The sequence below is a fragment of the Bradyrhizobium sp. LTSP885 genome (assembly GCF_000938305.1).
In the GTDB taxonomy this organism is placed as follows: Bacteria; Pseudomonadota; Alphaproteobacteria; order Rhizobiales; family Xanthobacteraceae; genus Bradyrhizobium.
In genome coordinates, this window is record NZ_JYMT01000042.1 from 622,811 (window position 1) to 649,387 (window position 26,577).

The 26,577-nt window shown below is 64.0% G+C and carries 25 protein-coding genes; 8 read left to right on the top strand and 17 right to left on the bottom strand.

The genetic code is table 11. The features are described from left to right. Window positions 1–76: 76 nt before the first annotated feature. The 10 genes from UP09_RS32000 to UP09_RS32040 form a co-directional block, all read right to left on the bottom strand. Window positions 77–1,318 (bottom strand): threonine synthase, encoded by a 1,242-nt coding sequence (locus tag UP09_RS32000; protein WP_044542302.1) that lies wholly within the window; start codon window positions 1,316–1,318, stop codon window positions 77–79. Window positions 1,319–1,504: 186 nt separating this feature from the next. Continuing rightward, a complete protein-coding gene (lpdA, locus tag UP09_RS32005; RefSeq protein WP_044542303.1) occupies window positions 1,505–2,926 on the bottom strand; it encodes a dihydrolipoyl dehydrogenase in 1,422 nt (473 codons plus the stop codon). Beyond that, window positions 2,926–3,102, bottom strand: coding sequence for a hypothetical protein (locus tag UP09_RS38280; protein WP_197082776.1), 177 nt, complete (start codon window positions 3,100–3,102; stop codon window positions 2,926–2,928). Before UP09_RS38280 ends, lpdA begins: the two co-directional genes overlap by 1 nt. A gap of 12 nt (window positions 3,103–3,114) precedes the next feature. Then, complete coding sequence (locus tag UP09_RS32010) at window positions 3,115–4,479, bottom strand: pyruvate dehydrogenase complex dihydrolipoamide acetyltransferase (RefSeq protein ID WP_044542304.1); 1,365 nt, start codon at window positions 4,477–4,479, stop codon at window positions 3,115–3,117. A gap of 1 nt (window position 4,480) precedes the next feature. Then, a complete protein-coding gene (locus UP09_RS32015; protein WP_044542305.1) occupies window positions 4,481–4,786 on the bottom strand; it encodes a DUF5076 domain-containing protein in 306 nt (101 codons plus the stop codon). Window positions 4,787–4,790: 4 nt separating this feature from the next. Next, entirely contained in the window at window positions 4,791–6,185 is a 1,395-nt protein-coding gene (locus UP09_RS32020; protein ID WP_044542306.1) for a pyruvate dehydrogenase complex E1 component subunit beta, read from the bottom strand. 48 nt (window positions 6,186–6,233) lie between these two features. Further along, window positions 6,234–7,253, bottom strand: a complete 1,020-nt coding sequence (pdhA, locus tag UP09_RS32025; protein ID WP_044542307.1) for a pyruvate dehydrogenase (acetyl-transferring) E1 component subunit alpha — start codon at window positions 7,251–7,253, stop codon at window positions 6,234–6,236. A gap of 159 nt (window positions 7,254–7,412) precedes the next feature. Beyond that, window positions 7,413–7,730, bottom strand: coding sequence for an FtsB family cell division protein (locus tag UP09_RS32030; protein ID WP_044542706.1), 318 nt, complete (start codon window positions 7,728–7,730; stop codon window positions 7,413–7,415). A gap of 46 nt (window positions 7,731–7,776) precedes the next feature. Further along, complete coding sequence (locus UP09_RS32035; protein WP_044542308.1) at window positions 7,777–8,328, bottom strand: NADPH-dependent FMN reductase; 552 nt, start codon at window positions 8,326–8,328, stop codon at window positions 7,777–7,779. 170 nt (window positions 8,329–8,498) lie between these two features. Further along, the gene (locus UP09_RS32040; RefSeq protein WP_044542309.1) at window positions 8,499–9,494 is read right to left on the bottom strand and encodes an MBL fold metallo-hydrolase; all 996 of its coding nucleotides are present in this window, start codon (window positions 9,492–9,494) and stop codon (window positions 8,499–8,501) included. A 211-nt stretch (window positions 9,495–9,705) separates the two neighbouring features. Here UP09_RS32040 and UP09_RS32045 point away from each other — a divergent pair, with 211 nt between their 5' ends. Continuing rightward, window positions 9,706–10,821: a D-alanine--D-alanine ligase family protein gene (locus UP09_RS32045; protein WP_044542310.1), complete on the top strand. Its 1,116-nt coding sequence runs from the start codon at window positions 9,706–9,708 to the stop codon at window positions 10,819–10,821. A 123-nt stretch (window positions 10,822–10,944) separates the two neighbouring features. Here UP09_RS32045 and UP09_RS32050 read toward each other — a convergent pair whose 3' ends face one another. Next, window positions 10,945–12,084, bottom strand: coding sequence for a zinc-binding dehydrogenase (locus UP09_RS32050; RefSeq protein WP_044542707.1), 1,140 nt, complete (start codon window positions 12,082–12,084; stop codon window positions 10,945–10,947). Window positions 12,085–12,273: 189 nt separating this feature from the next. On the opposite strand from UP09_RS32050, the gene UP09_RS32055 reads away from it, so the two are divergent. Continuing rightward, on the top strand, window positions 12,274–13,818 hold the full coding sequence (locus UP09_RS32055; protein WP_044542311.1) for a glycosyltransferase family 39 protein: 1,545 nt from the start codon (window positions 12,274–12,276) through the stop codon (window positions 13,816–13,818). A gap of 106 nt (window positions 13,819–13,924) precedes the next feature. Here UP09_RS32055 and eno read toward each other — a convergent pair whose 3' ends face one another. Then, window positions 13,925–15,208 (bottom strand): phosphopyruvate hydratase, encoded by a 1,284-nt coding sequence (gene eno / locus UP09_RS32060; protein ID WP_044542312.1) that lies wholly within the window; start codon window positions 15,206–15,208, stop codon window positions 13,925–13,927. A gap of 276 nt (window positions 15,209–15,484) precedes the next feature. Between eno and UP09_RS36505 the strand changes: the two genes are divergently transcribed. Beyond that, the gene (locus UP09_RS36505) at window positions 15,485–18,166 is read left to right on the top strand and encodes a hypothetical protein (RefSeq protein ID WP_197082777.1); all 2,682 of its coding nucleotides are present in this window, start codon (window positions 15,485–15,487) and stop codon (window positions 18,164–18,166) included. Window positions 18,167–18,303: 137 nt separating this feature from the next. Beyond that, on the top strand, window positions 18,304–18,753 hold the full coding sequence (gene queF, locus UP09_RS32070; protein WP_156164875.1) for a preQ(1) synthase: 450 nt from the start codon (window positions 18,304–18,306) through the stop codon (window positions 18,751–18,753). A 57-nt stretch (window positions 18,754–18,810) separates the two neighbouring features. On the opposite strand, the gene UP09_RS32075 is transcribed toward queF, so the two are convergent. After that, window positions 18,811–20,001, bottom strand: a complete 1,191-nt coding sequence (locus tag UP09_RS32075; RefSeq protein WP_044542709.1) for an MFS transporter — start codon at window positions 19,999–20,001, stop codon at window positions 18,811–18,813. Window positions 20,002–20,035: 34 nt separating this feature from the next. Then, on the bottom strand, window positions 20,036–20,893 hold the full coding sequence (gene kdsA, locus UP09_RS32080) for a 3-deoxy-8-phosphooctulonate synthase (RefSeq protein ID WP_044542314.1): 858 nt from the start codon (window positions 20,891–20,893) through the stop codon (window positions 20,036–20,038). Between the two features lie 162 nt (window positions 20,894–21,055). On the opposite strand from kdsA, the gene UP09_RS32085 reads away from it, so the two are divergent. Next, window positions 21,056–21,394: a PAAR domain-containing protein gene (locus UP09_RS32085; RefSeq protein WP_044542315.1), complete on the top strand. Its 339-nt coding sequence runs from the start codon at window positions 21,056–21,058 to the stop codon at window positions 21,392–21,394. Window positions 21,395–21,450: 56 nt separating this feature from the next. Here UP09_RS32085 and UP09_RS32090 read toward each other — a convergent pair whose 3' ends face one another. Continuing rightward, window positions 21,451–21,777, bottom strand: coding sequence for an NIPSNAP family protein (locus UP09_RS32090; protein WP_044542316.1), 327 nt, complete (start codon window positions 21,775–21,777; stop codon window positions 21,451–21,453). Window positions 21,778–21,991: 214 nt separating this feature from the next. Between UP09_RS32090 and UP09_RS32095 the strand changes: the two genes are divergently transcribed. The 3 genes from UP09_RS32095 to UP09_RS32105 all read left to right on the top strand — a co-directional run bounded on the left by UP09_RS32095 (window position 21,992) and on the right by UP09_RS32105 (window position 24,804). Next, window positions 21,992–22,666 carry a response regulator gene (locus tag UP09_RS32095; RefSeq protein WP_044542317.1) on the top strand — a complete coding sequence of 225 codons (675 nt, stop codon included), beginning with the start codon at window positions 21,992–21,994 and terminating at the stop codon, window positions 22,664–22,666. Further along, window positions 22,663–24,042: a sensor histidine kinase gene (locus UP09_RS32100; protein WP_044542318.1), complete on the top strand. Its 1,380-nt coding sequence runs from the start codon at window positions 22,663–22,665 to the stop codon at window positions 24,040–24,042. Before UP09_RS32095 ends, UP09_RS32100 begins: the two co-directional genes overlap by 4 nt. 99 nt (window positions 24,043–24,141) lie before the next feature. After that, window positions 24,142–24,804: a class I SAM-dependent methyltransferase gene (locus UP09_RS32105; protein ID WP_082070366.1), complete on the top strand. Its 663-nt coding sequence runs from the start codon at window positions 24,142–24,144 to the stop codon at window positions 24,802–24,804. Window positions 24,805–24,819: 15 nt separating this feature from the next. Here the strand turns inward: UP09_RS32105 and UP09_RS32110 are convergent, their stop codons facing one another. Both UP09_RS32110 and UP09_RS32115 read right to left on the bottom strand, forming a co-directional pair. Then, window positions 24,820–26,298, bottom strand: a complete 1,479-nt coding sequence (locus UP09_RS32110) for a radical SAM/SPASM domain-containing protein (RefSeq protein WP_052833272.1) — start codon at window positions 26,296–26,298, stop codon at window positions 24,820–24,822. A gap of 9 nt (window positions 26,299–26,307) precedes the next feature. Beyond that, on the bottom strand, window positions 26,308–26,511 hold the full coding sequence (locus UP09_RS32115) for a DUF1843 domain-containing protein (RefSeq protein ID WP_044542320.1): 204 nt from the start codon (window positions 26,509–26,511) through the stop codon (window positions 26,308–26,310). Window positions 26,512–26,577 lie beyond the last annotated feature (66 nt).

The window sequence follows — 26,577 nt, forward strand, 5'->3', positions numbered from 1 at the left end:
GAGCGAAGCGACGAAGCAATCCATGCTTCCGCGGATGCGGCGCGATGGATTGCTTCGCTTCGCTCGCAATGACGATCTAGAATTGCGAATAGTCGATCGGCTTGTGACGATCCAGCGCGCGCGTCACCGGCGGCAACGGGTATTTCAGCCCGCTGGCGCAGTTGAACAGCATCACGCGCTCGTTCTTGGTGACGCGGCCGTCGGCGAGGCTTTGCTTGTAGGCGGCATAGGTCGCCGCACCTTCGGGGCACAGCAACAGGCCCTCCTCGCGCGCGACCTCGTTGAGCGCAGCCGATATCTTGTCGTCGTCGACAGCAATGGCAAATCCCTTGCTCGCGCGCACCGCGCGCAGGATCAAGAAGTCGCCGATCGCCTGCGGCACGCGAATGCCGGACGCAATGGTGTGGGCGTCTTCCCAGCGCGTCGCGTGCTCGGTGCCGGCGTCATAGGCCCGCACCATCGGCGCGCAGCCGGACGCCTGCACCGCGACCATGCGTGGGCGTTTTGAGCCGATGAAGCCGATTGTCTCGAGCTCGTCGAACGCCTTCCACATGCCGATCAGGCCGGTGCCGCCGCCGGTCGGATAGAAGATCACGTCGGGCACCTCCCAGCCGAGCTGTTCGGCAAGTTCGAGGCCCATCGTCTTCTTGCCTTCGATCCGGTACGGCTCCTTCAGCGTCGAGGTATCGAACCAGCCGACTTTTGCTTTCCCTTCGCCGACGATCTTGCCGCAGTCATCGATATAGCCGTTGACGCGGTAGACGGTCGCGCCCTGCAGCTCGATCTCGCTGACGTTCACCTCCGGCGTATCGGCCGGGCAGAAGATCGTGGTCTTGATACCGCAGGAGGTGGCGTAGGCCGCCAGCGCCGCGCCGGCATTGCCGTTGGTCGGCATCGCCATGTGCTTGATGCCGAGCGCCTTGCCCATCGACACCGCCATGACGAGGCCGCGTGCCTTGAACGAGCCGGTCGGCAGCCGCCCTTCATCCTTCACGATGATCTCGCCGCCGCCGAGTTTGTGCGAGAGCTTCGGCAGCTGGATCAGCGGCGTCGTGACCTCGCCGAGGCTGACGATGTCCCTGCATTTGCGCACCGGCAACAGCTCGCGGTAGCGCCACATGTCGGCCGGTCGCTGCGCCAGCGCCTCCTTGGTCAGCGCCTTCTTAACGCCTGCGAGATCGTAACGCACCAGCAGCGGCTTGCCGGCCTTGGAGAGGTTGTGCACCTGGTCGGCCGGATAATGATCGCCCTCCATTGCGCATTCGAGATGGGTCACGAAGGTCGGGCGTTCGAGGGTGAGGTTGTCGTTGTCTTTCACGAGGTGCGCTCTTTCTTTTTCTTGGATTCACCAATATCAAACCCGTCACCCTGAGGAGCGCGGCACGCGCGTCTCGAAGGGCGACAGGCCCCGCTACTCGATCCGGACCGTGCATCCTTCGAGGCTCGCTCCGCTCGCGCCTCAGGATGACGGGACTGCTATGCGCGGCTTTCCAGGCACCGCCAGTCAGATATTCAACACCCGCCCATACGCATCGAGCACCGCTTCCTTCATCATCTCCGACAGTGTCGGATGCGGGAATACGGTGTGCATCAATTCCTCTTCCGTGGTCTCCAGGTTCATCGCGACGACGTAGCCCTGGATCAGTTCGGTGACCTCGGCGCCGATCATGTGCGCGCCGAGCAATTGCCCGGTCTTCTTGTCGAAGATCACCTTGACCAGGCCCTGGTCCTCGCCGAGCGCAATCGCCTTGCCGTTGCCGACGAACGGGAAACGGCCGACGCGGACCTCGCGGCCGCCTTCTTTGGCCTTGGCCTCGGTGAGGCCGACGGAGGCAACTTGCGGGTTGCAATAGGTGCAGCCGGGAATCAGGTTCTTGTCCATCGCATGCGGATGCAGGCCCTTGATCGCCTCGATGCAGATCACGCCCTCATGCTCGGCCTTGTGCGCCAGCATCGGGGGGCCGGCGACGTCGCCGATCGCGTAGATGCCGGGGACGTTGGTCTTGCCGTAGCCGTCGATCACGATGCAGCCGCGGTCGGTCTTGACGCCGAGCTTCTCCAGCCCGAGATTCTCGATATTGCCGACCACGCCGACCGCCGAGATCACGCGATCGAACTCGACGCTCTCCGGCTTGCCCTTGCCGTCGTCGATGGTCGCAACCACGCTGTCGGCTTTCTTCTCGAGCTTCGTCACCTTGGTCGACGAGCGAATCTTGATGCCCATCTTCTCGAAACGTTTTCGCGCGAGCCCTGCGATCTCCGCGTCTTCGACAGGCAGGATCTGCGGCAGCACCTCGACCACGGTGACGTCGGCACCCATGGTGTGGAAGAACGACGCGAATTCGATGCCGATCGCGCCGGAGCCGACCACCAGCAGCGATTTCGGCATCCGCTCCGGCACCATCGCCTCGAAGTAGGTCCAGACCAGCTTCTTGTCGGGTTCGAGCCCCGGCAGCACGCGCGGTCGCGCGCCGGTCGCGACGATGATGTGTTTTGCCTGATAGGCTCCCTCGCCGAGCGTACCCTTGGGGCCCTCGACGTCAGACTTCGTCACGGTGATCTTGCCGGGCGCATCGATCGAGGCCGCCCCCCAGATGATCGAGACCTTGTTCTTTTTCATCAGGAAGCCGACGCCGTCATTGAGGCGCTTCGAGACCCCGCGCGAGCGCTGCACCACGGCTTTCGGATCGAACGAGACGTTGTCCGCCGACAGCCCGTAATCCTTGGCGTGCTGCATGTAGTGGTAGATTTCCGCCGAGCGTAAGAGCGCCTTGGTCGGGATGCAGCCCCAGTTCAGGCAGATGCCGCCGAGATAGGATTTCTCGACGATCGCGGTCTTGAAGCCGAGCTGGGCGGCGCGGATCGCGGTGACATAGCCGCCGGGCCCGGAGCCAACGATGATGACGTCGAAGGATGTGTCGGCCATTATCTATACTCCAGCCAAATTCCGCCCAGGATCGCAGTCCAAACCAGCGCCAGCGCGCCGGCGCCGATGATCATGATCCTGCACTGGGTCGTGGATACGAGGTCACGATTGAAGGCAAACAACGAGGCGATGACGACGGCAACGAGCAGGATGTACGGACCCGAGATCGCGTACATGGCCACTGCTCATCACACCATCATCATCACGGGATTCTCGATCAGCTGCTTGAACGCCCCGATCAGCTCGGCGCCAAGCGCGCCGTCGATCGCGCGGTGATCGCACGACAACGTCACGCTCATCATCTGCGCGATCTCGATCTTGCCGCCGCGCACCACCGGGCGCTCCTCCGAGGTGCCGACCGCGAGGATCGAGGCATGCGGCGGGTTGATCACGGCGGTGAAGTGGTTGATGCCGTACATGCCGAGGTTGGACACCGCCGTGGTGCCGCCCTGATACTCCTCGGGCTTCAGCTTGCGGGCACGCGCGCGGGCGGCAAAATCCTTCATCTCGCTGGAGATGGTGGACAGCGTCTTGGTCTCGGCCTTGCGGATGATCGGCGTGATCAGGCCGCCCGGCATCGCCACCGCGACGCCGACGTCGGAATGCTTGTGCTTGAGCATGCCGCCCTCGGTCCAGCTGACGTTGCAGTTCGGAATCCTCTGCAGCGCGACCGCCATCGCCTTGATGACGAAGTCGTTGACCGAGATCTTGTAGAGCGGCTTCTTTTCCTTGTCCTTTGGCGCCGATGCGTTGATCTCCTCGCGCGCGGCGAGCAGCTTGCCGATGTCGCAGTCGATGGTCAGGTAGAAGTGCGGAATGGTCTGCACCGACGCCGTCAGGCGCTGTGCGATGGTGCGGCGCATGCCGTCATGCGGCACGACCTCGTAACTGCCCGGCTCGAACAGCGCCAAAATCTGCTTGTCCGACAGCGACGGTGCGACGCTCGGCCCGGCTGCGGCGGGTGCTGCCGCCGGCGCCTTCAGGCCCTTGCCGGACTTGGCCTCCGCGACGTCGTGCGCGATGACGCGGCCGTGCGGGCCGGTGCCGGTGATGCGGGCGAGGTCGATGCCAGCTTCCTTGGCGAGACGGCGCGCCAGCGGCGACGAGAAGATACGGGCGTGGCCGTTGGCCTGCGCGGCCGGAGCCGCGGCAGCCTGCGGCGCCGACGCGGTGGCCGGTTTGGGCACAGGCGCAGCCGCAGCTACGGGAGCTGCCGCTGGCGCGGCAGCGGCGGGCTTCGGTGCCTCGGCTGGCTTTGGCGCCGCCGCAGCACCCGCGCCTGCTCCAGCGCTCGCCGCCTTCACATCCTCGCCGTCGCCGGCGAGGACAGCGATGATGTCGTTGACCGGCACGTCCTGGGTGCCCTCAGGCACCAGGATCTTTGCGATCGTGCCTTCATCGACGGCTTCGACTTCCATCGTCGCCTTGTCGGTCTCGATCTCGGCGATCACGTCGCCGGACTTGACCTTGTCGCCCTCTTTCTTGAGCCACTTGGCGAGGTTGCCCTTCTCCATCGTGGGCGACAGCGCGGGCATGAGAATGTTGATCGGCATGTCAGTGACCTTGTTGCGACCGCGGCATGGTTTTGCCCGTGTCGGTCGGCCGGGCGATTTCGGCTTCAAACATCTCGACGATGCGCGCAAGCGCCTCGTCCTCGGTGTATTCACTCTCGCGCGAATAAGCACGTGCAGCGTGGCGGGCGATGTCGACGAGCAGCAGCCCCCACATGTCCGGCTCCTCGAAAGCGCGCTGGAACGCGATCGACAACCCGCCATCGACGACGAAGGCGCGCAGCACCTCGATGGCGTCATCGCGGGCCATCACGTCGGGCGGCAGCGGCTGCTCCTTGGGACCGGCCATGACGTTACCGATAGGAAACGGCCTTGGCGGCAGCGACCACCTCGGCGACGGACGGCAAAGCGAGCTTTTCCAGATTGGCGGCGTAGGGCATCGGGACGTCCTTGCCCGACACGCGCGCCACCGGTGCATCCAGATAATCGAAGGCGTGCTCCATGATCCGCGACGCGACCTCGGCGCCGACGCCGCTCTGCTGCCAGCCCTCCTCCACCGTCACCGCACGGCCGGTCTTCTTGACCGATGCGATGATGGTCTCGGTGTCCATCGGGCGGATGGTGCGGAGATCGATGACCTCGGCCTCGATGCCTTCCTTGGCGAGCTCGTCGGCGGCCTTCAGCGCATAGGACATGCCCATCGACCACGAGATGATGGTGACGTCCTTGCCGGATCGCGCCACACGCGCCTTGCCGATCGGCACCACGAAATCGTCGAGCTTCGGCACCTCACCGGTGTGGCCGTACAGCATCTCGTTCTCGAGGAAGATCACCGGATTGGGATCGCGGATCGCGGCTTTCAGCAGCCCCTTGTAGTCGGCGGCCGAATACGGCGCGACCACCTTCAGCCCCGGCACCTGGGAATACCAGGCGGCGTAATCCTGGCTGTGCTGGGCGCCGACGCGCGCCGCGGCGCCGTTGGGGCCGCGGAACACGATCGAGCAGCCCATCTGACCACCGGACATGTACAGCGTCTTGGCGGCGGAGTTGATGATCTGGTCGATCGCCTGCATGGCGAAGTTGAAAGTCATGAACTCGACGATCGGCTTCAGGCCCGTCATCGCTGCGCCGACGCCGATGCCGGCAAAGCCGTGCTCGGTGATCGGGGTGTCGATCACCCGCCGTTCGCCGAATTCCTGCAGCAGGCCCTGCGTGATCTTGTAGGCGCCCTGATATTCCGCGACTTCCTCGCCCATGATGAAGACGTCGGGGTCGCGCCGCATTTCCTCGGCCATCGCGTCGCGCAAGGCTTCGCGGATAGTCTGGGTGACCATCTCGGTGCCCGCAGGGATTTCGGGATCCGGCGGGGCAACCGCGGCGGGCGCAGCCGGCGCGTGCGCGTCGGACTTGGCTTCGGGCTTGGGCGCCGGTGCTTCGGCCTTGGCGGGAGCGGCTTCGGCTTTGGCCGGCGCGGCCGGCGCCTTGTCGAGATCGGCGGCGCTTTCGCCGTCGGCCAGGATGGTCGCGATCGGGGTATTCACCGCGACATCGGCGGTGCCTTCCGGAACCAGTATCTTGCCGAGCGTGCCCTCATCGGTCGCCTCGACCTCCATCGTCGCCTTGTCGGTCTCGATCTCGGCGATTACATCGCCGGACTTGATGGTCTCGCCTTCCTTTTTCAGCCACTTGGAAAGGTTGCCCTTCTCCATGGTGGGTGACAGCGCAGGCATCAGCACTTGAATGGGCATATCAGCTCCCGAAAATCGGTCTTGAAATTTCTTCTGCGCGGGGTGAGGTCAGCGGTAGATGTCGGTGTAGAGCTCGGACGGATCGGGCTCCGGATCGTGCTGGGCGAAGTCGGCCGCGGCGTTGACGATCTCGCGCACTTCGGCGTCGATCGCCTTCAGCTCCTGCTCGGTCACCTTCTGCTCCAGCAGACGGTTGCGGACCTGCTCGATCGGATCCTGGTCGTGGCGGACCTTCTCGACCTCCTCGCGGGTGCGGTACTTCGCCGGGTCGGACATCGAATGACCGCGGTAGCGATAGGTCTGCATCTCCAGGATCATCGGCCCCTTGCCAGCGCGGCACCAGGCCGCAGCCTCGTCGCCGGCGGCCTTCACGGCGCGGACGTCCATGCCATCGACCTGCATGCCGGGGATGTTGAAGGAGGCGCCGCGCTTGGAAAAATCCTGCTGGGCGGAGGCGCGCGATACCGAGGTGCCCATAGCGTAACGGTTGTTCTCGATGACGTAGATCACCGGCAGCTTCCACAACTCCGCCATGTTGAAGCTCTCATAGACCTGGCCCTGGTTGGCCGCGCCATCGCCGAAATAGGTCACGCTCACGGCGTCGTTGCCACGATAGCGGTTGGCAAAAGCAAGGCCGGTCCCGAGCGACACCTGGGCGCCGACGATGCCGTGGCCGCCGAAGAAGTTCTTCTCCTTGCTGAACATATGCATGGAGCCGCCCTTGCCCCTGGAGTAGCCGCCGCGGCGTCCGGTGAGCTCGGCCATCACGCCCTTGGGGTCCATGTCACAGGCCAGCATGTGGCCGTGGTCCCGGTATCCGGTTATGACCTCATCGCCCGGCTTCAAGGCCATCTGCATGCCGACGACGACCGCCTCCTGGCCGATATAAAGATGGCAGAAGCCGCCGATCGCACCCATGCCGTAGAGCTGGCCGGCCTTCTCCTCGAAGCGCCGGATCAGGAGCATGTCGCGCAGCGCCTTGAACTCCTGTTCCCTGGTGAATTCCGGCGGGGAGCCAGCCTTCTCCTGCCCTGATTCTTTTGCGACGCTTTTCTTGGGTGCGGCCATGGCAATTCCGGGTGAGAGAAGTCGGAGAACCCTCTCTAACCCAACTCAAATCACCTTGGAAGGATTGCGTTCGCTGAATGGAATATTGCTATGCCGCACTGCAACGCGGCGCGACATTATTGTGATGACACGCGACAAATTTTGAAATTTGAGAACGCGTCAGTTCGCCTTGTTGATCCGAACCAGGTCCCGCGGATTGACGTAGTCGAGCTGGAAGCGTGCGCGCTCATCCAGCATATCAGGATCGACGCGATCCGAGCGCAACAACGACACCCGCTGTTCGCCCTCGGCCCGCTCCTGCTTCAGCCGTGCCAATTCCGAGGTCAGCGCGATGATCTCCTGATCGAGCTCCTGTCGCGCGTTGAGGCCGTATTTGCCGGTATAGGCATTGACGCCGAAATAGCCGACCATCATCGCCGCCATCGTATAGAGGGCGAGCCCGGTCAGGATCGATTTGAGACGGGTGCGGGAAACCATGGCCGCGAGCATGCGGCCATGGAGTTAATGGAAAGCTAAAATTGATTTAGCGGTTCTGCTTTTCGATAAAGGCGGCGAAGGCGTCGAGATACTGCACCAACACGGCCTTGAGCGACTCCTTGGTCAACTCGCCCTTGTCGTCGAAGCCGTCGCCGCAGCCGTTGAGGTAGGTTTCCGGTTGGCCAAGGATCGGGCCAGAGATGCCCGGCAGGATGTTCTGCAGGTGTTTTGCGGCGCTGACGCCGCCGAGCGGGCCCGGCGAGTTGGAGATAATGCCGGTCGGCTTTCCGAGGAACGAGCTCTTGCCATAAGGCCGCGAGCCAACGTCGATGGCGTTCTTCAGCACGCCCGGGATCGAGCGGTTGTATTCGGGGGTCACGAACAGCACGCCATTCGACTTCTGCAGCTTCTCGCGGAACGCCAGCCAGTCCGCCGGCGGGGCCGCCTCGAGATCCTGGTTGAAGAAGGAAATCCCGTTGAGCGTCGTGACGTCGAGCTTCAGCGACGCCGGCGCAAGCTTGGCCAGCGCATTGGCGATCTTGAGCGAGAAGCTCTCCTTGCGGAGGCTGCCGACAATGGTGACGATGTTATAGGCCATAGCAATTTTCCTCGCGGGGTTTGCTGGTGAAGCTAAACTGGCTGCCCTCACCTACCGGTGCACCGATAAAGATGCAAGTGCATGGACCGTCCAGTTCCGGAAACCCAGCGTTCGCGGATATTCCCTTGACCGCTCGATCGGGCTGCCGGGCGGCCCGATCGACCCGCGCGTCAAATCGTCGGATTCCAGGCCGACGGGATCAGACGATACTTCGAGCCGTCCTTCTCGACATGGCCGATCGAGGGGAAGGTGAAGTGGAAGCCGACCACGGTCGCCTTCTCTGCGGCCGCCATGTCGTAGAATTTGTGGCGCGTCTCTTGTGCCACCGCCGGATCGACGTCGAACAGGACATGCCAGTCCGGATTGCGCAGGAAGAACTCCGGAATATTGGTGACATCGGACTGGATCAGCACCTTGGAATTTCCTGACGCGACGGCAAAGGACGAATGTCCCGGCGTGTGCCCGGGTGTCGAGATCGAGGTGATGCCGGGTGCCACTTCCTTGCCCCAGTCATAGCGCGTCACCTTGGTCTCGATGCCGGCAAAGGTCTTCTTCACATTGGCGAAGTAGTTCTTCATCATCGGGTTCGACTGGGCCTTGGCCGCGTTCTCGTCGCTGGTCCAGAACTCCCAATCCTTGGCCGGCACCATGATCTCGGCATTGGGAAACGCGATCGAGCCATCGGCCGCGCGGATGCCGTTGGTATGATCGGGATGCAGATGCGACAGCAGCACAATGTCGATCGCCTTGGCATCGACGCCGGCGGCGGCGAGGTTCTGCAACGTGCGGCCGACGGCGCCCTTGCTCGGTTCGAGGTTCGCAACCCCGTTGCCGGTATCGATCAGGATCAGCTTGCTGCCGGTGTTGATGAGCTGCGGATTGAACGGGACCGTGACCATGCCCTTGGGCATGTAGGCGGCTTCGGCGGCGGCAAGCGCCTGCTCCTTCGGCAGGTTCTTCACAAAGCCATCCGGCATCGGGAACGTGTTGGCCCCGTCATTGATCGAGGTGCATTCGTAAGCACCGACCTTGTAGCGATAGAAGCCGGGCGCCTGGGCACCTGCGGTAGGCGCCGCGGCATCCGCGGTCGACATCAGTGGTGAAAGCGTTGCGGCGGCACCGGCAACAGCGGCGCCGGCCAAGAGATCGCGGCGACTTAAGCTCATGGAATCCTCCCCGTTGGCCCGGCGGCACTCCCGTCGCCACGGCGGCGGGAATGTTCTCCCGATGTCGAGAGAAGGCAAGCCGGACGAACGACTGAGCGCCCCGTCAAGTCTAAGGCCAATTCAAGTCTAAGGCCAATTGTCGACATGTTCGTTTCGCTATATTGCACGCAGATTCCTTGCATCATGCGGGCACCTCACGGGAAGCAAGACCATGACGGAGCGCAAGACACGGGTTGCAATCCTGTTCGGCGGGCGTTCTGCCGAGCATGACGTATCGAGGGCGTCCGCGGCAAACGTGCTTCGTTCCCTCGACCCTGACAAATACGACGCCACGCTGATCGGCATCACCCGGGACGGCCGCTGGATGGTTGCCGACACAGGGAACGGTGTCGGCACCGGTGCCGGCGCGCTGACCATTCCAGCCGATGGGCCGCAACTGGCGCTGCTGCCGGGAGGCCAAGGCCGCGCACTGGTTCTGGAAACCCGCGCTGCTGACATCAGGGAATTGCCCGCGTTTGATGTCGTCTTCCCGGTGCTGCATGGCCCGAATGGCGAGGATGGTACGGTCCAGGGTGCGCTTGAACTGTCCGATGTGGCCTATATCGGCTCGCGCGTGATGGGATCGGCCGCCGCGATGGACAAGGACGTCGCCAAGCGGCTGATGCGCGATGCGGGATTGCCTCTCGTCCCCTACGTCGCAATGTCGGCCGCGGCGCCAATCACCTATGACGATGCGGTCAGCGCCGTCGGATCGCCGGAGGTCTTCGTCAAGCCGGCCAATATGGGCTCATCGGTTGGCGTATCGAAGGCGCGAACCGCTGAAGAGTTCGAAACAGCTTGCAGATTGGCGTTTCGCTTCGACACCAAGATATTGATCGAGCGATGCGTCGGGCCGATCAGCGAAGTCGAGTGCGCCGTGCTCGAAGACTGCGATGGGCGCATCCGCGCGTCGCAGCTCGGAGAGATCGTTCCGTCCGACAAGCACGGCTTCTATTCTTACGACGCGAAGTATCTTGATGCGGATGGCGCCCTGCTTCAGGTGCCTGCCAAGGTGCCGCCTGCCCTTGCCGATCAGATCAAGGAGCTGGCCATCAAGACGTTCCGCGTGCTCGGTTGCGAAGGGATGGCGCGCATCGACTTCTTCGTCCACGGCGAGCAGGCGTTCGTGAACGAGGCCAACACCCTTCCCGGCTTCACTGATATCAGCATGTACCCACGGCTGTGGGAGGCCAGCGGATTGCCTCAATCCGAGCTGATGAATGTCTTGATCGGCCACGCATTGGCGCGTCACAAGCGTTCCAGGAGCCTGGTTTTTGATCGCGAGTGATTGGTCCGCCTCACCCTCGCCGCCCGGTTCAATGGTCCGGCTCAATGGTGGTGTCCCGCCGCCATCGGCGGCGGGAGCGTCTTGCCAGAGCGGACGCCGGTTCAGACCGGCGGATGTTCGCCCTTACCCTGCCTTGTTCGGATCTATCAGGAATTTCTCGCCGGTCGCGCGCTTGCCGTAGACCGCGATGTTGTCTGGTCGCAACGCCTCCTGCAGCGACACCACCCTGGTGTAGTGGCTGGCGAAGGTGGTCTTCAGCTCCGCCACCACGCGCTGGCGCAGCTTGTTGCCCGCCTCCGGACCGATCTTCATCAGGAACGGAAACAGCAGCCAGCCGCCGATGCCCCAGGCCATGCCGAAGCCGCGCGGCAACTCGATCTCCCTCGTGTCGAGGCCGCCATAGACATAGACCTGCTTGTGCACGTTCGAGCCGTAGCGGCTGTAGGCCTTGGCTGATTTGTTGATGGCGGTCTCCATCGCCACCAGTATCTGGCCCGCGAGCTTGCCGCCACCGATCGCATCGAAGGCGATGGTGGCACCGGTCTCGACCAGCGCATTGGTGAGATCATCCATGAAGCCGGGCGCGCTGGAATCGACGACATGTTTGGCGCCGATCTGGTGCAGGATCCCGGCCTGCTCCTTGTTGCGCACGATATTGACGAGACCAATGCCGTCCTTGAGGCAGATCCTGTTGAGCATCTGGCCAAGATTGGATGCCGCCGCCGTATGCGCCAGCGCCTTGTGACCTTCGCGCCGCATCGTCTCGGTCATGCCGAGCGCGGTCAGGGGGTTGACGAAGCAGGACGCCCCCTCCGCCGCCGTGGTGCCTTCAGGCAGTGGCAGGCATTCATTGACCCGCAGCGTGCGATATTGCGCATACATCGCACCGCCGATCATCGCGACCGTCCGGCCCAGCAGCGCCTTGGCGGCCTCCGAGGACCCGGTCCTGATCACGACGCCGGCGCCCTCATTGCCAACGGGCATGGATTCATCGAGCCGCGCGGCCATGGCGCCCATCGCCGCCTCTGGAACCCGGGCGGTGATGACCGGTAACTCCCTGGAACCGGAGACTTTCGCCGTCGACATGTCGGCCGGACCAATCAGCAAGCCGAGGTCGGACGGATTGATCGGCGCCCCTCCGACGCGGACCACGACCTCATCGGGGCCGGGCTCAGGCGTCGGGACGTTGACCAGCGATATCTCCAGTTCGCCGCTCTTCTTGAGCAGCGATCGCAGCTGCAGCCCATTTTTGCCGTCGCTCATCGCATGTCCTCCCTCGACTTCCCTTGTACTGCCCTGTGCATACTGCATGCCCGCGGGATTGCCGGAGCGCCCAAGGCCCTTGCCGATATGGGCCGGCTCGGCAATGATGTCCAGCCATCCGGCGATTTCAAAAAAAGACCGTTTCAAGAAAAGCTGCATTCCCGCAGACATTAGAAACAACAATTGCACATGCCGTCACTTGTCTTGGGGCTTCCCGGCCGGGATTCCCGTGCGGCCCGCCTCGTGTCATTGATCGCGATTGTCGGCGGTCTCGCCGTCCTGCGCGGGATCTTCGCTGCGATCGTCGATCTGCGGGTCGACGAAGCCTATTATTGGACCTGGTCGAAGGAGAACGTGATCTCCTATCTCGACCACCCGCCGCTGATCGCCTGGTGTATTCGCGCCACCACATTCGTGTTCGGCGACACCAATTTCGGCGTCCGATTCAGCGGCCTCGCCGCGATGCTGATCATGCAGCTGCTGTCTGCCGACATCGTGCGCCGCCTGGTGGACGACAGCCGTTACGTCGTCCTCGCCGTGCTGCTGCCGGAGGCCTCGCTCGACTACGGGCTCACGATGGCCAAGATCACGCCAGATATCGCGCTGATCCCCTGCGAGCTTGCGATGATCTGGGCGCTGGTGCGGCTGTGGCAATCGAACGATTTGCGCTGGTGGCTGGCGGCCGGACTGTTCGGCGGCCTGGCGCTGATGTCGAAATACACCGCCATCCTGCTGCTGCCGGCGGTGCTCGCCTTTGCACTCGTCCCGAGCTGGCGCAGGCGACAGCTCGCGAGCCCGTGGTTCTGGACCTCTGCCCTTATCGTCCTGATCGTGATCTCGCCGCTGCTGTACTGGAACGCGGTCCACGACTGGGCTTCATTCCGGTTCCAGCTCGACCGCGCGCCGCAGGCGGACGGCGTTTCGGGGCGCTTCCTCGGCGATTTCCTCGGTCTGCAATTCGTGATGGTCGGCATCTTGCTGCTGCCGATCACCTTGATCGGAACCGTGATGATGGCCGTCCGCGGCTATCGCACACGGGCCCCGGTTCCGATCCTGCTCTCGACAGCCATGATCGTTCCGTTCGGATTTTTCCTCGAGCATGGCCTCGACGCCCGGGTCGGCGACAGCTGGCTGTTGTTCGCGTGGCCGATTGGATTCATCTGCGCAACGGTCAACCTGAAACTCTGGCACACGGAGTCCCGCTCGCGACTGGCGCTGTCAGCACCGAACGTGATGATCTTCGCGATCGCCTCGGGCGTGGCCACCGTCGTCGCGGCCGGACTCTACTATGTCGTCGGAACCGCCAATTATTTGGGAAAGGACGATCCGATCGGCAAGGAAGCCGGCTTCGCCAGCGTCGTCGCCGCCGCCGAAGCCGAGCGCATCGCGTCCGGCGCGACCTGGTTCGTCACCACCGACTACCGGATGTATTCGATGCTGCGATGGCACCTGGACGACAAGGTGCCGGTCGCGCAGATCAACGAACGGACCCGCTATATCGGATTTCGCGACCCCGCCCTCGATGGCCCGGTCGGGCTGTACGTTGCCCCGAAGGTCGATCGCCGGCGCGCGCTCTTGGACAACACCGGCGCGGTGCTGCAAACCGTCGGCGAAGCCGACCTGACGTGGCGCGGCTTCCGTTACGATGTCTACGCGTTGCAAAGGCTGACCGGCTGGAAGCCCGTGCTATCGCCCCCGGCCGGCGACGCGTTCTACGTCGCCAGCCCCAACTAGAGCGTTTTCGAGCGAAGTGGACGTCGGTTCGCGTGAAGAAAACGCGTCAAAACGAGAGTCCAGAGATTCGGGCTCTGATTTAATCAGAGCCCGAATCTCTGAGGGCCTACGCCAGCGCCTTCAAGGCCGACCGGCCGGCATACTTCGCCTGGTCGCCGAGCTGCTGCTCGATGCGCAACAGCTGGTTGAACTTGGCGGTGCGGTCGGAACGCGACAGCGAACCGGTCTTGATCTGCCCGCAATTGGTGGCAACGGCGAGGTCGGCGATGGTCGAATCTTCGGTCTCGCCGGAGCGGTGCGACATCACGGAGGTGTAGCCGTATTTGTGGGCGAGCTCGACGGCTGCGAGCGTTTCGGTCAGCGTGCCGATCTGGTTGACCTTGATCAGGATCGAATTGGCGCGGCCGTTCTTGATGCCGTCGGCAAGGCGGGTGACGTTGGTGACGAACAGATCGTCGCCGACCAGCTGGCACTTGCTGCCGATCGCGTCGGTCAGCTCCTTCCAGCCCTCCATGTCGTCCTCGGACATGCCGTCCTCGATGCTGACGATCGGATAGCGGGAGACGAGATCGGCAAGGTACTTGACCTGCTCTGACCGCGAGCGCGTCTTGTTCTCACCGCCATAGACGTAGGCGCCTTCCCTGAAGAATTCGGTGGACGCGCAGTCGAGGCCGAGCATGACGTCGCCTCCCGCCTTGTAGCCGGCCTTGCCGATCGCGGTCATGACGAACTCGAGCGCAGCATCGGCCGACGGCAGGTTCGGCGCGAAACCGCCCTCGTCGCCGACATTGGTGTTGTGGCCGGCCTTCTTCAATTCGCCGCGCAGCGTGTGGAAGATTTCAGAGCCGCAGCGCAGCGCCTCGGCGAAGCTGGTCGCGCCGACCGGCAGGATCATGAATTCCTGGAAATCGATCGGATTGTCGGCGTGCACGCCGCCATTGATGATGTTCATCATCGGCACCGGCAGCGTCCGCGCCGAGGTGCCGCCGACGTAACGGTACAGCGGCATGTCGAACGATTCGGCGGCCGCCTTGGCGCAGGCCAGCGAGACGCCGAGGATGGCGTTGGCGCCGAGCCGGCTCTTGTTCGGTGTGCCGTCGAGATCGATCATGATCTGGTCGATCGCGACCTGGTCCTCGACGGAGTAGTCGTTGAGCGCTTCGAATATCTCGCCGTTGACGGCCGCGACCGCCTTCTGCACGCCCTTGCCGAGATAGCGCGATTTGTCGCCGTCGCGCAGTTCGACCGCCTCATGCGCGCCGGTCGAGGCGCCTGACGGCACCGCCGCACGGCCGATCGACCCATCCTCCAGCACCACATCGACCTCGACCGTGGGATTGCCGCGGCTATCCAGGATTTCGCGGCCGATGATGTCGATAATGGCAGTCATGAGAACCTCTTTTGACAGGGAGGGGGTCGGATGGCGGTGCTTCTACCGCAATGCATCGGAACGGAAAAGGCCGGGTGACGGCGGGCGCGACGAATTCGGAGCCCATTATTTCGACACCGCACGGCCGGCTGGCTGCATCAGATCGCGATGCCGGTCGCTGCAGGCCCATCTTCATGGCCGATATTTAATCCGCGGAATCCGAACCGGGGCGACGGCCCGCCGCGACGGACGAGCAGACCGCCGCAAGGCAAACCACACAACATGCGGGTCCGCGAAATGCCGTCATTCAACTTCGAGTCGATCGATGTCCCCGCCGCAGCGGGAACTTATACCTATATCGGCGTGACCGGCGTCGATGCTGCCGGCGATGCCGTCGGCTATTACGGCTATGTCGACGGCGACGACGACGCATATTGGCACGGCTTTATCGCCGCAACCCCCAACGGGGTCACCTTCGATCCCCCCGGCTCCACCAGTACAGACGTTAACGGCGTCACGCCCGGCGGCGAAATCTTCGGCGACTACACCTACCTCAACAAGGAGCATGGCTACGTCGACAACAACGGCGTCGTCACGACCGTCGACATATTTCTCGCCAACAGCACGACGGTCACCGGCATCACCGTATCAGGGGAGATTTACGGAAACTTTGCCGGCACCAGTGCAGTTTCCGGCTTCATCGACAACAATGGTAACTATTCCGTCGTCCAAGTTGCCGGGGCCGCCGCCACGACCGTGGCCGCCATCAACGCCGCGGGCGAGATCGTCGGGACCTATAGCGACTCGAACTATATCTCGCACGGCTTTGCCAGGGTCGGCAGCGTCACCACGACAATCAACGCCCCCAACGCATACTCGACCAGCGTGGTCGGCGTCAGCGGCAACGGCACCGTGGTCGGAAACTTCCAGGACCTATCGAACAACCAGCACGCCTTCATCGACAGCAACGGCGTCGTCACGCAGTTCGATATCGCCGGATCCACCGAAACTCAAATCAACGCCATCACCGACAGCGGCGAAATCGTCGGTTGGTACCTCGACGCATCAGCACATGTTCACGGCTTCACCGACCAAGGCGGAACCATCACGACGGTCGACGTTCCCGGATCAACCCAGACCAACATCACGGGCGTCAATTCCGACGGCGAAATCTTCGGGTATTACGACGATGCCAGCTTCCAGCAGCATGGCTTCGTCGGCAATCCGGTGCCGACTGTCATCGAAGCACTTGGGTCGACCAGCCTGGTCCAGGCTGGAAATGTCTATGATCTCGATCCCGTCGCCGGCGGCACCGGACCGACGCTGAAGTACCAGGGATCGGCGATCACGGTCGGCGAGTTCGCGGGTTGGTCGCCGATCGGCGCCGAAGCGACGTCAACTGGGTATGATGCGGCCTGGAAGCTCGCCGGCGCCGATGAGTATACGGTCTGGGCCACCGACGCCAACGGCAACGATACCGTCCAATTGCTCAATTCCGTCTCCGGCAGCAGCGCAGCGCTGGAAGCACTGGAGACGACCTTCCATCAGGATCTCAATGGCGATGGTGTGATCGGCATTCCCTCGACGACGATCGAGTCGCAGGGATCGACGAGTCTCGTCCAGTCCGCGAATGTCTATGATCTCGATCCTGTCGCCGGCGGCACCGGACCGACGCTGAAATACCAGGGATCAGCGATCACGGTCGGCGAGTTCGGGGGCTGGTCGCCGATCGGCGCTGAGGCAACCTCAACCGGATATGATGTGGCCTGGAAGCTTGCCGGCGCCGATGAGTATACGGTCTGGGCCACCGACGCCAATGGCAATGACACCGTCCAATTGCTCAATTCCGTCTCCGGCAGCAGCGCAGCGCTGGAAACACTGGAGACGACCTTCCATCAGGATCTCAACGGCGATGGTGTGATCGGCATTCCCTCGACGACGATCGAGTCGTTCGGATCGACGAGTCTCGTCCAGTCCGCGAATGTCTATGATCTCGATCCTGTCGCCGGCGGCACCGGACCGACGCTGAAGTACCAGGGGTCGGCGATCACGGTCGGCGAGTTTCCCGGCTGGTCGCCGATCGGCGCTGAGGCAACCTCAACCGGATATGATGCGGCCTGGAAGCTCGCCGGAGCCGATGAGTATACGGTCTGGGCCACCGACGCCAATGGCAATGACACCGTCCAACTGCTCAATTCCGTCTCCGGCAGCAACGCAGCGCTGGAAACGCTGGAGACGAGCTTCCACCAGGATATCAATGGCGACGGCGTGATCGGCGCAGCCGCGACCATCAACTCCGGTGCGACGCTCGAGATCACGGCTGCCAGCTCGGTATCGATCACATTTGGTGGCACAACAGGAAAATTGACCCTCGATCACGCCACGACATTCACCGGCGAGATCATCAGTCTCACCGGGACCGGCAATTTGGCGAGTTCAGACCAGATCGATCTCAAGGATATCGTGTTCGGCGCCGGAACGGTTGAATCGTATAGCGGCAATTCCGCCGGTGGCACCCTCACCGTCAGTGACAGTCAGCATGACACCGCCAAAATTACACTGGTGGGAAACTATACCGCTTCGACATTCACGCTCTCCAACGACGGTACCGGCGGCACGATGGTGATCGATCCGCCCAAGACGACCGCGAGTGGCGCCGCTCCCGCAGGCGGACAGCAGCAGGCGGACAGCTTCAATTTCAATTCCAGCCCCGCTCCTCAAACCGCGGCTCCGTCGCCCTCCGTGACGGTCGGAGGATCGGCCAGCGATCACTTCGTGTTTCAGCCCGGCAGTGGCGTGGACCATTCCGGAAATGCTCTCGCGTTCACCGACTTCTCTTCGGCGCCCGCCAACGAGCATCTCGCGGCACTTCAGCATGACGCGTTCGGGGGCGACCCGGGCAATTTCGTCGAGTTCGGCGATCACACCGACCTGACGGCACACCTGAGCGATCTCTCCAGCCACAACTTCTTTCACTAGTTTCTCACAGCCCGATCGCGTAAGAGCCAAAGTTGTCGTTCGCGACCGGTTTGCGAACGACAGCTTCGAATGTCATAATTCGCGCTCCACGGCCCAAGCCGGTGAGACACGTCGGACTCTGAGAGATCGCTGAAACGATGAAACGCCCCCTGCAGCTCGGCCGCGCGGTCGAATGGCCGCAAAGCCCCGAGAAAGCGACGCTTGATCGCGTGCCCAATCCGCAAGCCGGGACCGATTATCTGGTGCGTTTTGCGATTCCGGAATTCACCTCGATCTGCCCGGTGACGGGACAGCCGGATTTTGCGCATCTGGTGATCGACTACGTGCCGGGCCGCTTTCTGCTCGAATCCAAATCGCTGAAGCTCTACGCCGCGAGTTTCCGCAACCATGGTGCGTTCCACGAGGACTGCACCGTGATGATCGGCAAACGTATCGCAGGCGAGATCAAGCCGAAATGGCTACGCATCGGCGGCTACTGGTATCCGCGCGGCGGCATCCCGATCGACGTGTTCTTCCAGACCGGCCGGCTGCCGAAGGGCCTCTGGGTCCCCGACCAGGGCGTCGCGCCGTACCGCGGGCGGGGCTAGAAAGCGTTTTCGAGCGAAGTGGACACCGGTTCGCGTGAAGAAAACGCGTCCATTCGCCTAAGGCTTCACATCCGGCCGCGCGGCGGCATCGGCCGGCAGCCGCTGCTTGAGGAATTTGGCGCAGACGAAGCCGAGCACAATGATCACGGCCGCCGCGCACGTCAGCGTCGCCGACTTGCCGACATGCTGCAGGCCAAACCCAAAGGCGATCGGGCCGACGGTCTGGCCCATGAAAAAGAAGAACGAATGCAGCGACAGCGCGGTCGCGCGCGCTTCGACGGATAGCTCGCTGGCGAACACCTGCAGGCAGCCGTGGATCATGTAGAAGCCCCAGCCCATCACCAGCAGGCTCAGCATCTGCGGCTTCCAGGTCAGGCCGAACGCGACCGCGCCGAGTTGCATCCCGACCAGCGTGGCGCCGACGATCATCATGCCGCGCATCCCGAGCCATGGCAGCAGGCGCGCCACCGTCAGCGTGTAGAACAGCCCGCCGATGGCAAAGCCCGCGATGACGATGCCGGCGATCGACAGCGAGGTTTCGCCGAGTTCGAACAGGAACGCGGCGATGAAGGGAAACAGCCCGAGCACGCAGCAGCCCTCGATGAAGACCGCCGAATAGCAGATCCGCGCATTGGGGTTGGTGAAGATGGTGCGGTAGCCGTGCCGGAGCGCGGTGAGACTGGTCCGCGGCGGATGCGCCAGCGCTGCGCCGCGAAAGCCAGCCGCCACCGCAAGTGCTACGATGATCACGAGGCCGCCGAGCACCGCGAGCACACCGCGCCAGCCAAGCAGATCGCCGATCAGCCCCGAGGCCGTGGCGCCGAGCAGGTTGCCAGTCATCGAGCCGGCCAGCGTCCGGCCGATCGCAAGCTGCCGCTTGTCGGGTCCGACCAGATCAGAGGTCAGCGACAGCGCCACCGGAAACACGCCGCCCGAGCCGATGCCGGCGAGAATGCGGGTCACGAACAGCATCGGGAACGAGGTCGAGAGCGCGCCGAGGATGTTGGCGACGCCGAGCAGCACGAGGCAGATCGTCATCAGCCGTGCCTTGCCGAACAGGTCGGCGGCAGCGCCGATCGCCGGCTGGATGATCGCGAAGGTAAAGGCGAACACCGCGGCAAAGCTCGCGGCGGTCGCGATGTTGATGCCAAAGTCCTCCGCGACATGCGGCAGCACCGGATCGAGCGCACGCACCGACAGGCTCGCCGCGAACGTCGCCAGCGTGATGATGTTGAGGACCGGCGGCATGCCGCTCTTTGCGGTCACGTCGGCATCCGCCCCGTCAGGCCGCGGACTTGGCGAGCGCGTCGAATTCCATCAGCCGCCGGACCAGGGCTTCGAAGTCGCGCAGCGGCACCATGTTCGGGCCATCAGATGGCGCACGATCGGGATCGGGATGGGTTTCGATGAACACGCCGGCGACGCCGACCGCGACCGCCGCGCGCGCCAGCACGGGGACGAATTCGCGCTCGCCGCCCGACGACGCCCCCTTGCCGCCCGGCTGCTGCACCGAATGGGTGGCGTCGAAGATCACGGGGGCGCCGGTGGTGCGCGCCAGGATCGGCAGCGCACGCATGTCCGAGACCAGCGTGTTGTAGCCGAACGACGCGCCGCGCTCGGTGACGAGCACATTGGCGTTGCCGGCACTGGTGATCTTTGTGACGACATTGGCCATGTCCCACGGCGCCAGGAACTGGCCCTTCTTGACGTTGACGACCTTGCCGGTCGCAGCCGCCGCCAGCAGCAGATCGGTCTGCCGGCACAGGAAGGCCGGGATCTGCAGCACGTCGACCGCCTGCGCCACCTCGGCGCATTGGCTGGCCTCATGCACGTCGGTCAGCACCGGCAGCCCCACCGAGGCGCGGATCTCGGCAAAAATCGGCAACGCCTGCGCCAGGCCGATGCCGCGCGCGGCTGATCCGCTGGTACGGTTGGCCTTGTCGAATGAGGTCTTGTAGACCAGCCCGATCCCGAGCCTGACCGCGATCTCCTTCAGCGCGGTGGCGACTTCAAGCGCGTGCGCGCGGCTCTCGAGCTGGCAGGGACCTGCGATGATCTGTAGCGGCAGCGCATTGCCAAATTTGACCGACCCGGCGGCAACGACGGGTGCGGCGGCTTGCGCGGAAACGTGACTGGTCAAAATGCTGCTTCCTTTTGCCGGCGACCATGCAACCCCGTTGGTGATGGATCAAGCCATCTCGCGAAATACCGGGGTACGCCGACGCCGTGGGGTCTCTATGGCATCACATTCATGCCATAACCACCCTTATACGCTGCCCCGGAATGGTGGCAGGAGGGCTCAATGCGCATACCGCTAGTGATCGGAGCTGTTGTTGCCTTTTCCGCGATTTCGGGTCTGGCGCATGGTCAGAACGCCAGCCGACCCGGCGTCGTCACCGGTGGCGCCTCCGGCGTGATCGTCGATGGCAAGCCGGCCGCACGCAGCGGCGACACCACCAGCAATGGCGGTCCGCTCGTCGAAGGCGTGCCCAACGTCCTGATCAACGGCAAGCCGGCTGCGGTCGTCGGGGACCGTACGCATTGCGGTGGCAAGACTGTCACGGGCAGCCACGGCGTCTTCATCAACGGCAAACCGATGGTCCGCGAAGGCGATCAGACCGCAGGCTGCGCAAATGAGTAGCGCGATGCGATCGGATTCGGATCGTCATCGCGCCTTGATCGCGCCTTGGCGCCGCGTCACTTCACCGATGAGAACGCGGTCGGCACCAACAGCTGGTTGACGATGTTGAGAACGATCTGGCCGTCCTCCTCGGTCTTGGCGCGCGCGGTGATCCATTCCGGATCGGACGCGAACGCAGCCCACTTTTTGTCGCGATCGGCAAGCGATTCCCAGGCCAGCAGATAGGTCAGCTCCTGGTTGGATTCACCGACCAGCGTCGTGAAGAAGCCGGCCTGCTTGATGCCATGCTTTTCCCAAAGCTTCAGCGTGATGGTCTCGAAGCGCTTCAGCAGCGCCGGCAACCGGCCCGGCAGGCAGCGATAGACGCGGCTTTCGTAGATCATTGGTGGTTCTCCCTTGAGTGTTGTGCGGGGGCGGTTATAGCGAGCGGGTTCCGCACTGTCTTGAGGGGACGGCAACATGGCACCCTTGCTCGCCCGGCGGCGCCCCTGCTCGCCCGGCGGCAGCCTTGCTCGCTCCGCCGGGACGGTATCCCGCAATGCTGCCGCAATGTTACTGGCCCTAGAACGGACCGTTTCCGGAGCTGGATCTGACGACATGCGGATATTGCTGGTTGAAGACGAAGCCGAGATGGCGGCGGCGCTGTCGCAGGCGTTGAAGGGTTACGACATGGTGGTCGACCATGTGCCGACGCTTGCCGAGGCCGAAGAGGCGATCTCCGCGGACGTGCATGGCGCGGTGTTGCTCGACCGCCAGCTCCCCGATGGCGACGGGCTCACATTGATCCCGAAGCTGCGGGCCCGGGCCGAAGGCGTGCCGATCATCGTGCTGACGGCGCGCGGCGAGCTTGCGGATCGTGTCGCCGGCCTCGACAGCGGCGCGGACGATTATCTGGCAAAGCCCTTCGCCGTGGAAGAGCTGTTGGCGCGGCTGCGCGCGGTGCTGCGGCGTCCCGCCGGCCTGCAGCTCGAGAGCATCAAGGCCGGCCGCCTCGCCTTCGATTGCAGCCATCGCGAGGTGAGCGTCGACGGCCGCCCGCTCGACCTGCCACGCCGCGAGCTATTGGTGCTGGAAGCGTTGCTGCGGCGCATGGGCCGCACCGTGCTGCGCTCGGCGCTGGAAGAGGCGGTCTACAATTTCGACGACGAGATCCAGTCGAACGCGCTTGACACCCACGTCTCGCGTCTGCGGCGCAAGCTTGCCGAGGCCGAGGCCGGCGTCGAGATCCACAGCATCCGCGGCGTCGGCTATCTGCTGAAGCAGGTCCAATGAGCGCGCACGCCGAACCGTATTGCCTGCGATCGCGGCTGAGCTGGCGGCTGATTTCGCTGCAGGCCGGACTCCTGGTCGCGCTGGCCGCGCTCGTGATCGGCGCGGTGTGGAGTTCTGGCCTGCCGGTCATCGAACGCGACGAGGATCGCGTCATCGACGTCGTGCAATGGGCGCTCGAGCGGGACGCCCAGGGCAGCCTGTTCCTGCGTCCGACCGCGGATCTGAAGCAACTGCGGGAGGACTCGCCCGACCTCTGGTTCCTGGTGCGCGACCGGCAGGGCCACACGCTCTCCGAAGGCGCGGTGCCGGATGAATTCACCGCGATCGGCGACGCGCTCGACCACATCAGCCAAGCCCGGCTCGGCTGGCAGATGTTCGAGGACGATCCACGCAAGCCGCCGGTGCGGATGAAGCGCGTCAACACCGATGCCGGCAATTTGCAGATCATGACGGCCACGCAGGGACGAATGTCCGGCGCCAAGGCATTGTTCGGGACCTCGCTGACGTTACTCGCTATCGCCCTGCCCGGCCTGCTGCTGATGGCCGCCGCGACGCTGGTGGCGACGCCGATGGTGGTGCGGCGCGCCTTCGCCGGGCTCGATACGACCGCGGACCAGGCCCGCGCGATCGATTTCCGCCAGCGCGGCAGCCGGCTGTCCGCCGACCACCTTCCCCGTGAGGTCGCGCCGCTGGTTGCCGCCATCAACGATGCGCTGAAGCGGCTCGATGACGGCTATTCGCGCCATCAGCGCTTCGTCGCCGACGCGGCGCACGAATTGCGCACACCGATCGCGATCCTCAACACGCGGCTGGAATCGTTGGCCGACGGGCCGGAGAAGACGCGGCTGCTCGAGGACTCCGCCCGGCTCGCGACACTGGCCGAGCAATTGCTCGACATCCAGCGCGTCGACCAGTGCCGCAATCCGTTTACCCGCGTCGACCTCATTGCGATCGCACGCAGCGTCGCGGCGGACCTCGCGCCGCTTGCAATCGCCGCCGGCTATGAGTTGTCGCTGGAGACCGTGACCGAACGCGTCGAGACATCAGGCGACCGCGTCGCGCTCGAGCGCGCGCTGACCAATCTGGTGCAGAACGCGATCCAGCACGGCGGCCGACGCGGCACGATCACGATCCATGTTGGCCGGGCCGCGACGATTGACGTCACTGACGAAGGCGACGGCATTCCGCCCGACCAGCGTGCGCTGATCTTCGATCCGTTCTACCGGCTGGCGCCGCTCGATCGCGGCGCCGGTCTCGGACTCAACATGGTGCGCGAGATCGCGCGGCTGCATGGCGGTCATGTCGCTGTTCTCGACGGGCCGAACGGCGGTGCGTGCTTTCGATTGACGCTGCCCCCTGCTCCGCTTGTCGATTGATTCCGTCAGCAACCACGCAATGCTGTCGCAATGCTGACCCTGCAAAAGGGATCACGCCTCAGAGTCGGGGCGCGATCAAACTCTTTGCCGGGAATGCCAATGTCACACGACTTCCTCTCCTTCTTCACCGCCTGGATGGCGGCACCTGGCCGCGTCGGTGCGATCGCACCCTCGGGCGCAGCCCTCGCCGAATTGATCACGCGAGACATCACGGCCAACACCGGACCGGTCCTCGAGCTCGGTCCGGGAACGGGCGCGTTCACCTATCAATTGCTGAAGCGCGGGCTACGCCAGCAGGATCTCACGCTGGTCGAGTACGGCTCCGATTTCATGCGGCTGTTGCAGCTCCGCTTTCCCGGCGCGCGCGTGCTCTGGATGGACGCAGGCCGCCTGGCATCGGAACGGCTGTTCGAGGGCGCGCCGGTCGGCGCCGTCGTCAGCGGGCTGCCGCTGCTCAACATGTCGCCGCGCAAGGTGATCTCGATCGTCGGCGGCGCGTTTAGCTATCTCAGGCCCGGCGGGGCGTTCTATCAGTTCACCTACGGCATGCGCTGCCCGGTGCGGCGGCCGATCCTCGACCGGCTCGGCCTGCGCGCCACGCTGGTCGATCGCGCGATCCTCAACATGCCGCCGGCCGCGGTCTACCGGCTGACGCGGCGGCCGCAATCGCGGCTGGTCGGGTGGAACGCAGCGTCACAGCCTCCGGACCGGATCGGAGATCAGGCGGTCGAGACGCGACCGCGGAGTGCCGTCCCCGCCTGACATGGCCTTTGAGCCTTATTCGGGCGCCGGCGTGTCCTGACCTGCCGCGGCGGCAAGTTCGAGAATCCTGCGGCCATGGCGCTCGATCTCGTCGAGCGCGATCTGGACGTCGAGCTCGAGCTTCGCGTCCGCCACGAATTTGGGCCGATTCACCTCGCCGCAATGCGGGCAATGGCGTTCGCCGAGCGACATGTACTCGTAGCACGATTGGCACAGGCCCAGCCGCCCCCGCTTGCGCGGCTTGTCGTCCAGGCCGAGCGAGCGCGGCGCGCGCGACCCGTCCTCATGCTCCAGCCTGACTTCGAAACGGCCGACCGCGAATGGTTCGTCCGGCGCGTCCGCGACCTTCACGATTGTCTCGCGCAACCCGCGCCGCGCCAGCGTGGTCGCGCGGTAATAGCAATAGGGATTGTCGCCGCGGCGCCCTTCGAGGACGTGCGACACCCAGGTGCAGCCACCCCGGCACACATTCCAGTAGTAGCAGGAACCGCAGAAGCTTCGGCCGCGATTGCCATCGCGCCTGACGTTCCGCGACTCCAGCGCCTTGAGGGCTTCCTCGATCGTGCTGGTCCGCGTCTCGCCGCCCGCGAAATGCGATTTTGGCAGCGAAGGACAGCTCTTGATGGTGCCGTCGGCCTCCAGCCCCAACGTCGTCTCGCCGGCCGTGCAGCCGCCCCAATGGGTGACATCGTCGGTCAGCGACCGCCAGTAGGCTTCGTGCCGTCCGAAATACCCGATGCTGTTGCCGGGCAGCAGGCGGAGACCGACGTCGCGGCCCCGATGATAGAGCTCGGCGAGCTTGTCGACGACGTCGACGATCTGATGCGGCTGCAGCAGGATCTGGCTGTTGTCGACCGCGTTGCCCATCGCGACCGTGAGCTGGACCTGCCAGTATTTCGCACCGGCGGCGACGATCTCGTCGAAGATGCCGTCCAGTTCCGGCATCGAACGGAGATTGATCTGGCTGTTGACGCCGGGCTCGATGCCGACCTCGCTGACCCATTTGATCGCCTGGATCGCCTGGTCGTGACTGCCCTTCACGCCCCGCAGCTCGTCATGCAGGTCGCGAAGCCCGTCGACCGAAATGCCGATCGCACGGACTCCCGCTGCGTAGGCGGCAGCGATGCGTTCCCGGGTCAGCCCGCGCGCTCCGGTCTGCAATCCGCAATGCAGGCCGAGCCTTGCAATTTCGGCTGCGATCTCCAGCCAGTCCTTGCGCAGATAGGCTTCGCCACCGATCAATGTGATTTCGCGCGTTCCCGCCGCGGCGAGTTGCCTGACGACGTCGAGGCATTCGGCCGTCGAAAGCTCGTTCGCGCGCCGCTTTCCGGCGCGCGAACCGCAATGTCCGCATTTGAGATTGCAGGCGAGCGTGATTTCCCAGACCACATGGACCGGAACATGGGTCTTCCGATCGCGCGCGGATCGCACGCGAAGCGAGTGCGGGGCCGGCCTTTCGGCTGGCTCGGCGGCGACGCCGTTCGGATCGCGCATTCTCGCGCGCTACTTCTTTTTCTTGGCCTTCGCCTTGAGGTCGCGCTCGCGCCCCTTGATCTCTTTTTCCAGCGTCCGCAGCGAGCCCTTGAGATCGCCCTGCGACTGCAGCAGCGCGTGCGCGTGGTCGCGGAGAACCTTGAGGTCCTCAAGCTTGGTCCGCGGATTCTTCAGCGCCTGATTGATGGCGGTACCATAGGCAACAATGATCATGGCAATTCCTCCAAACATTTACAGGTTGTATAATTATCGTATGATTGCATAAGTTGAGAAGAGTGT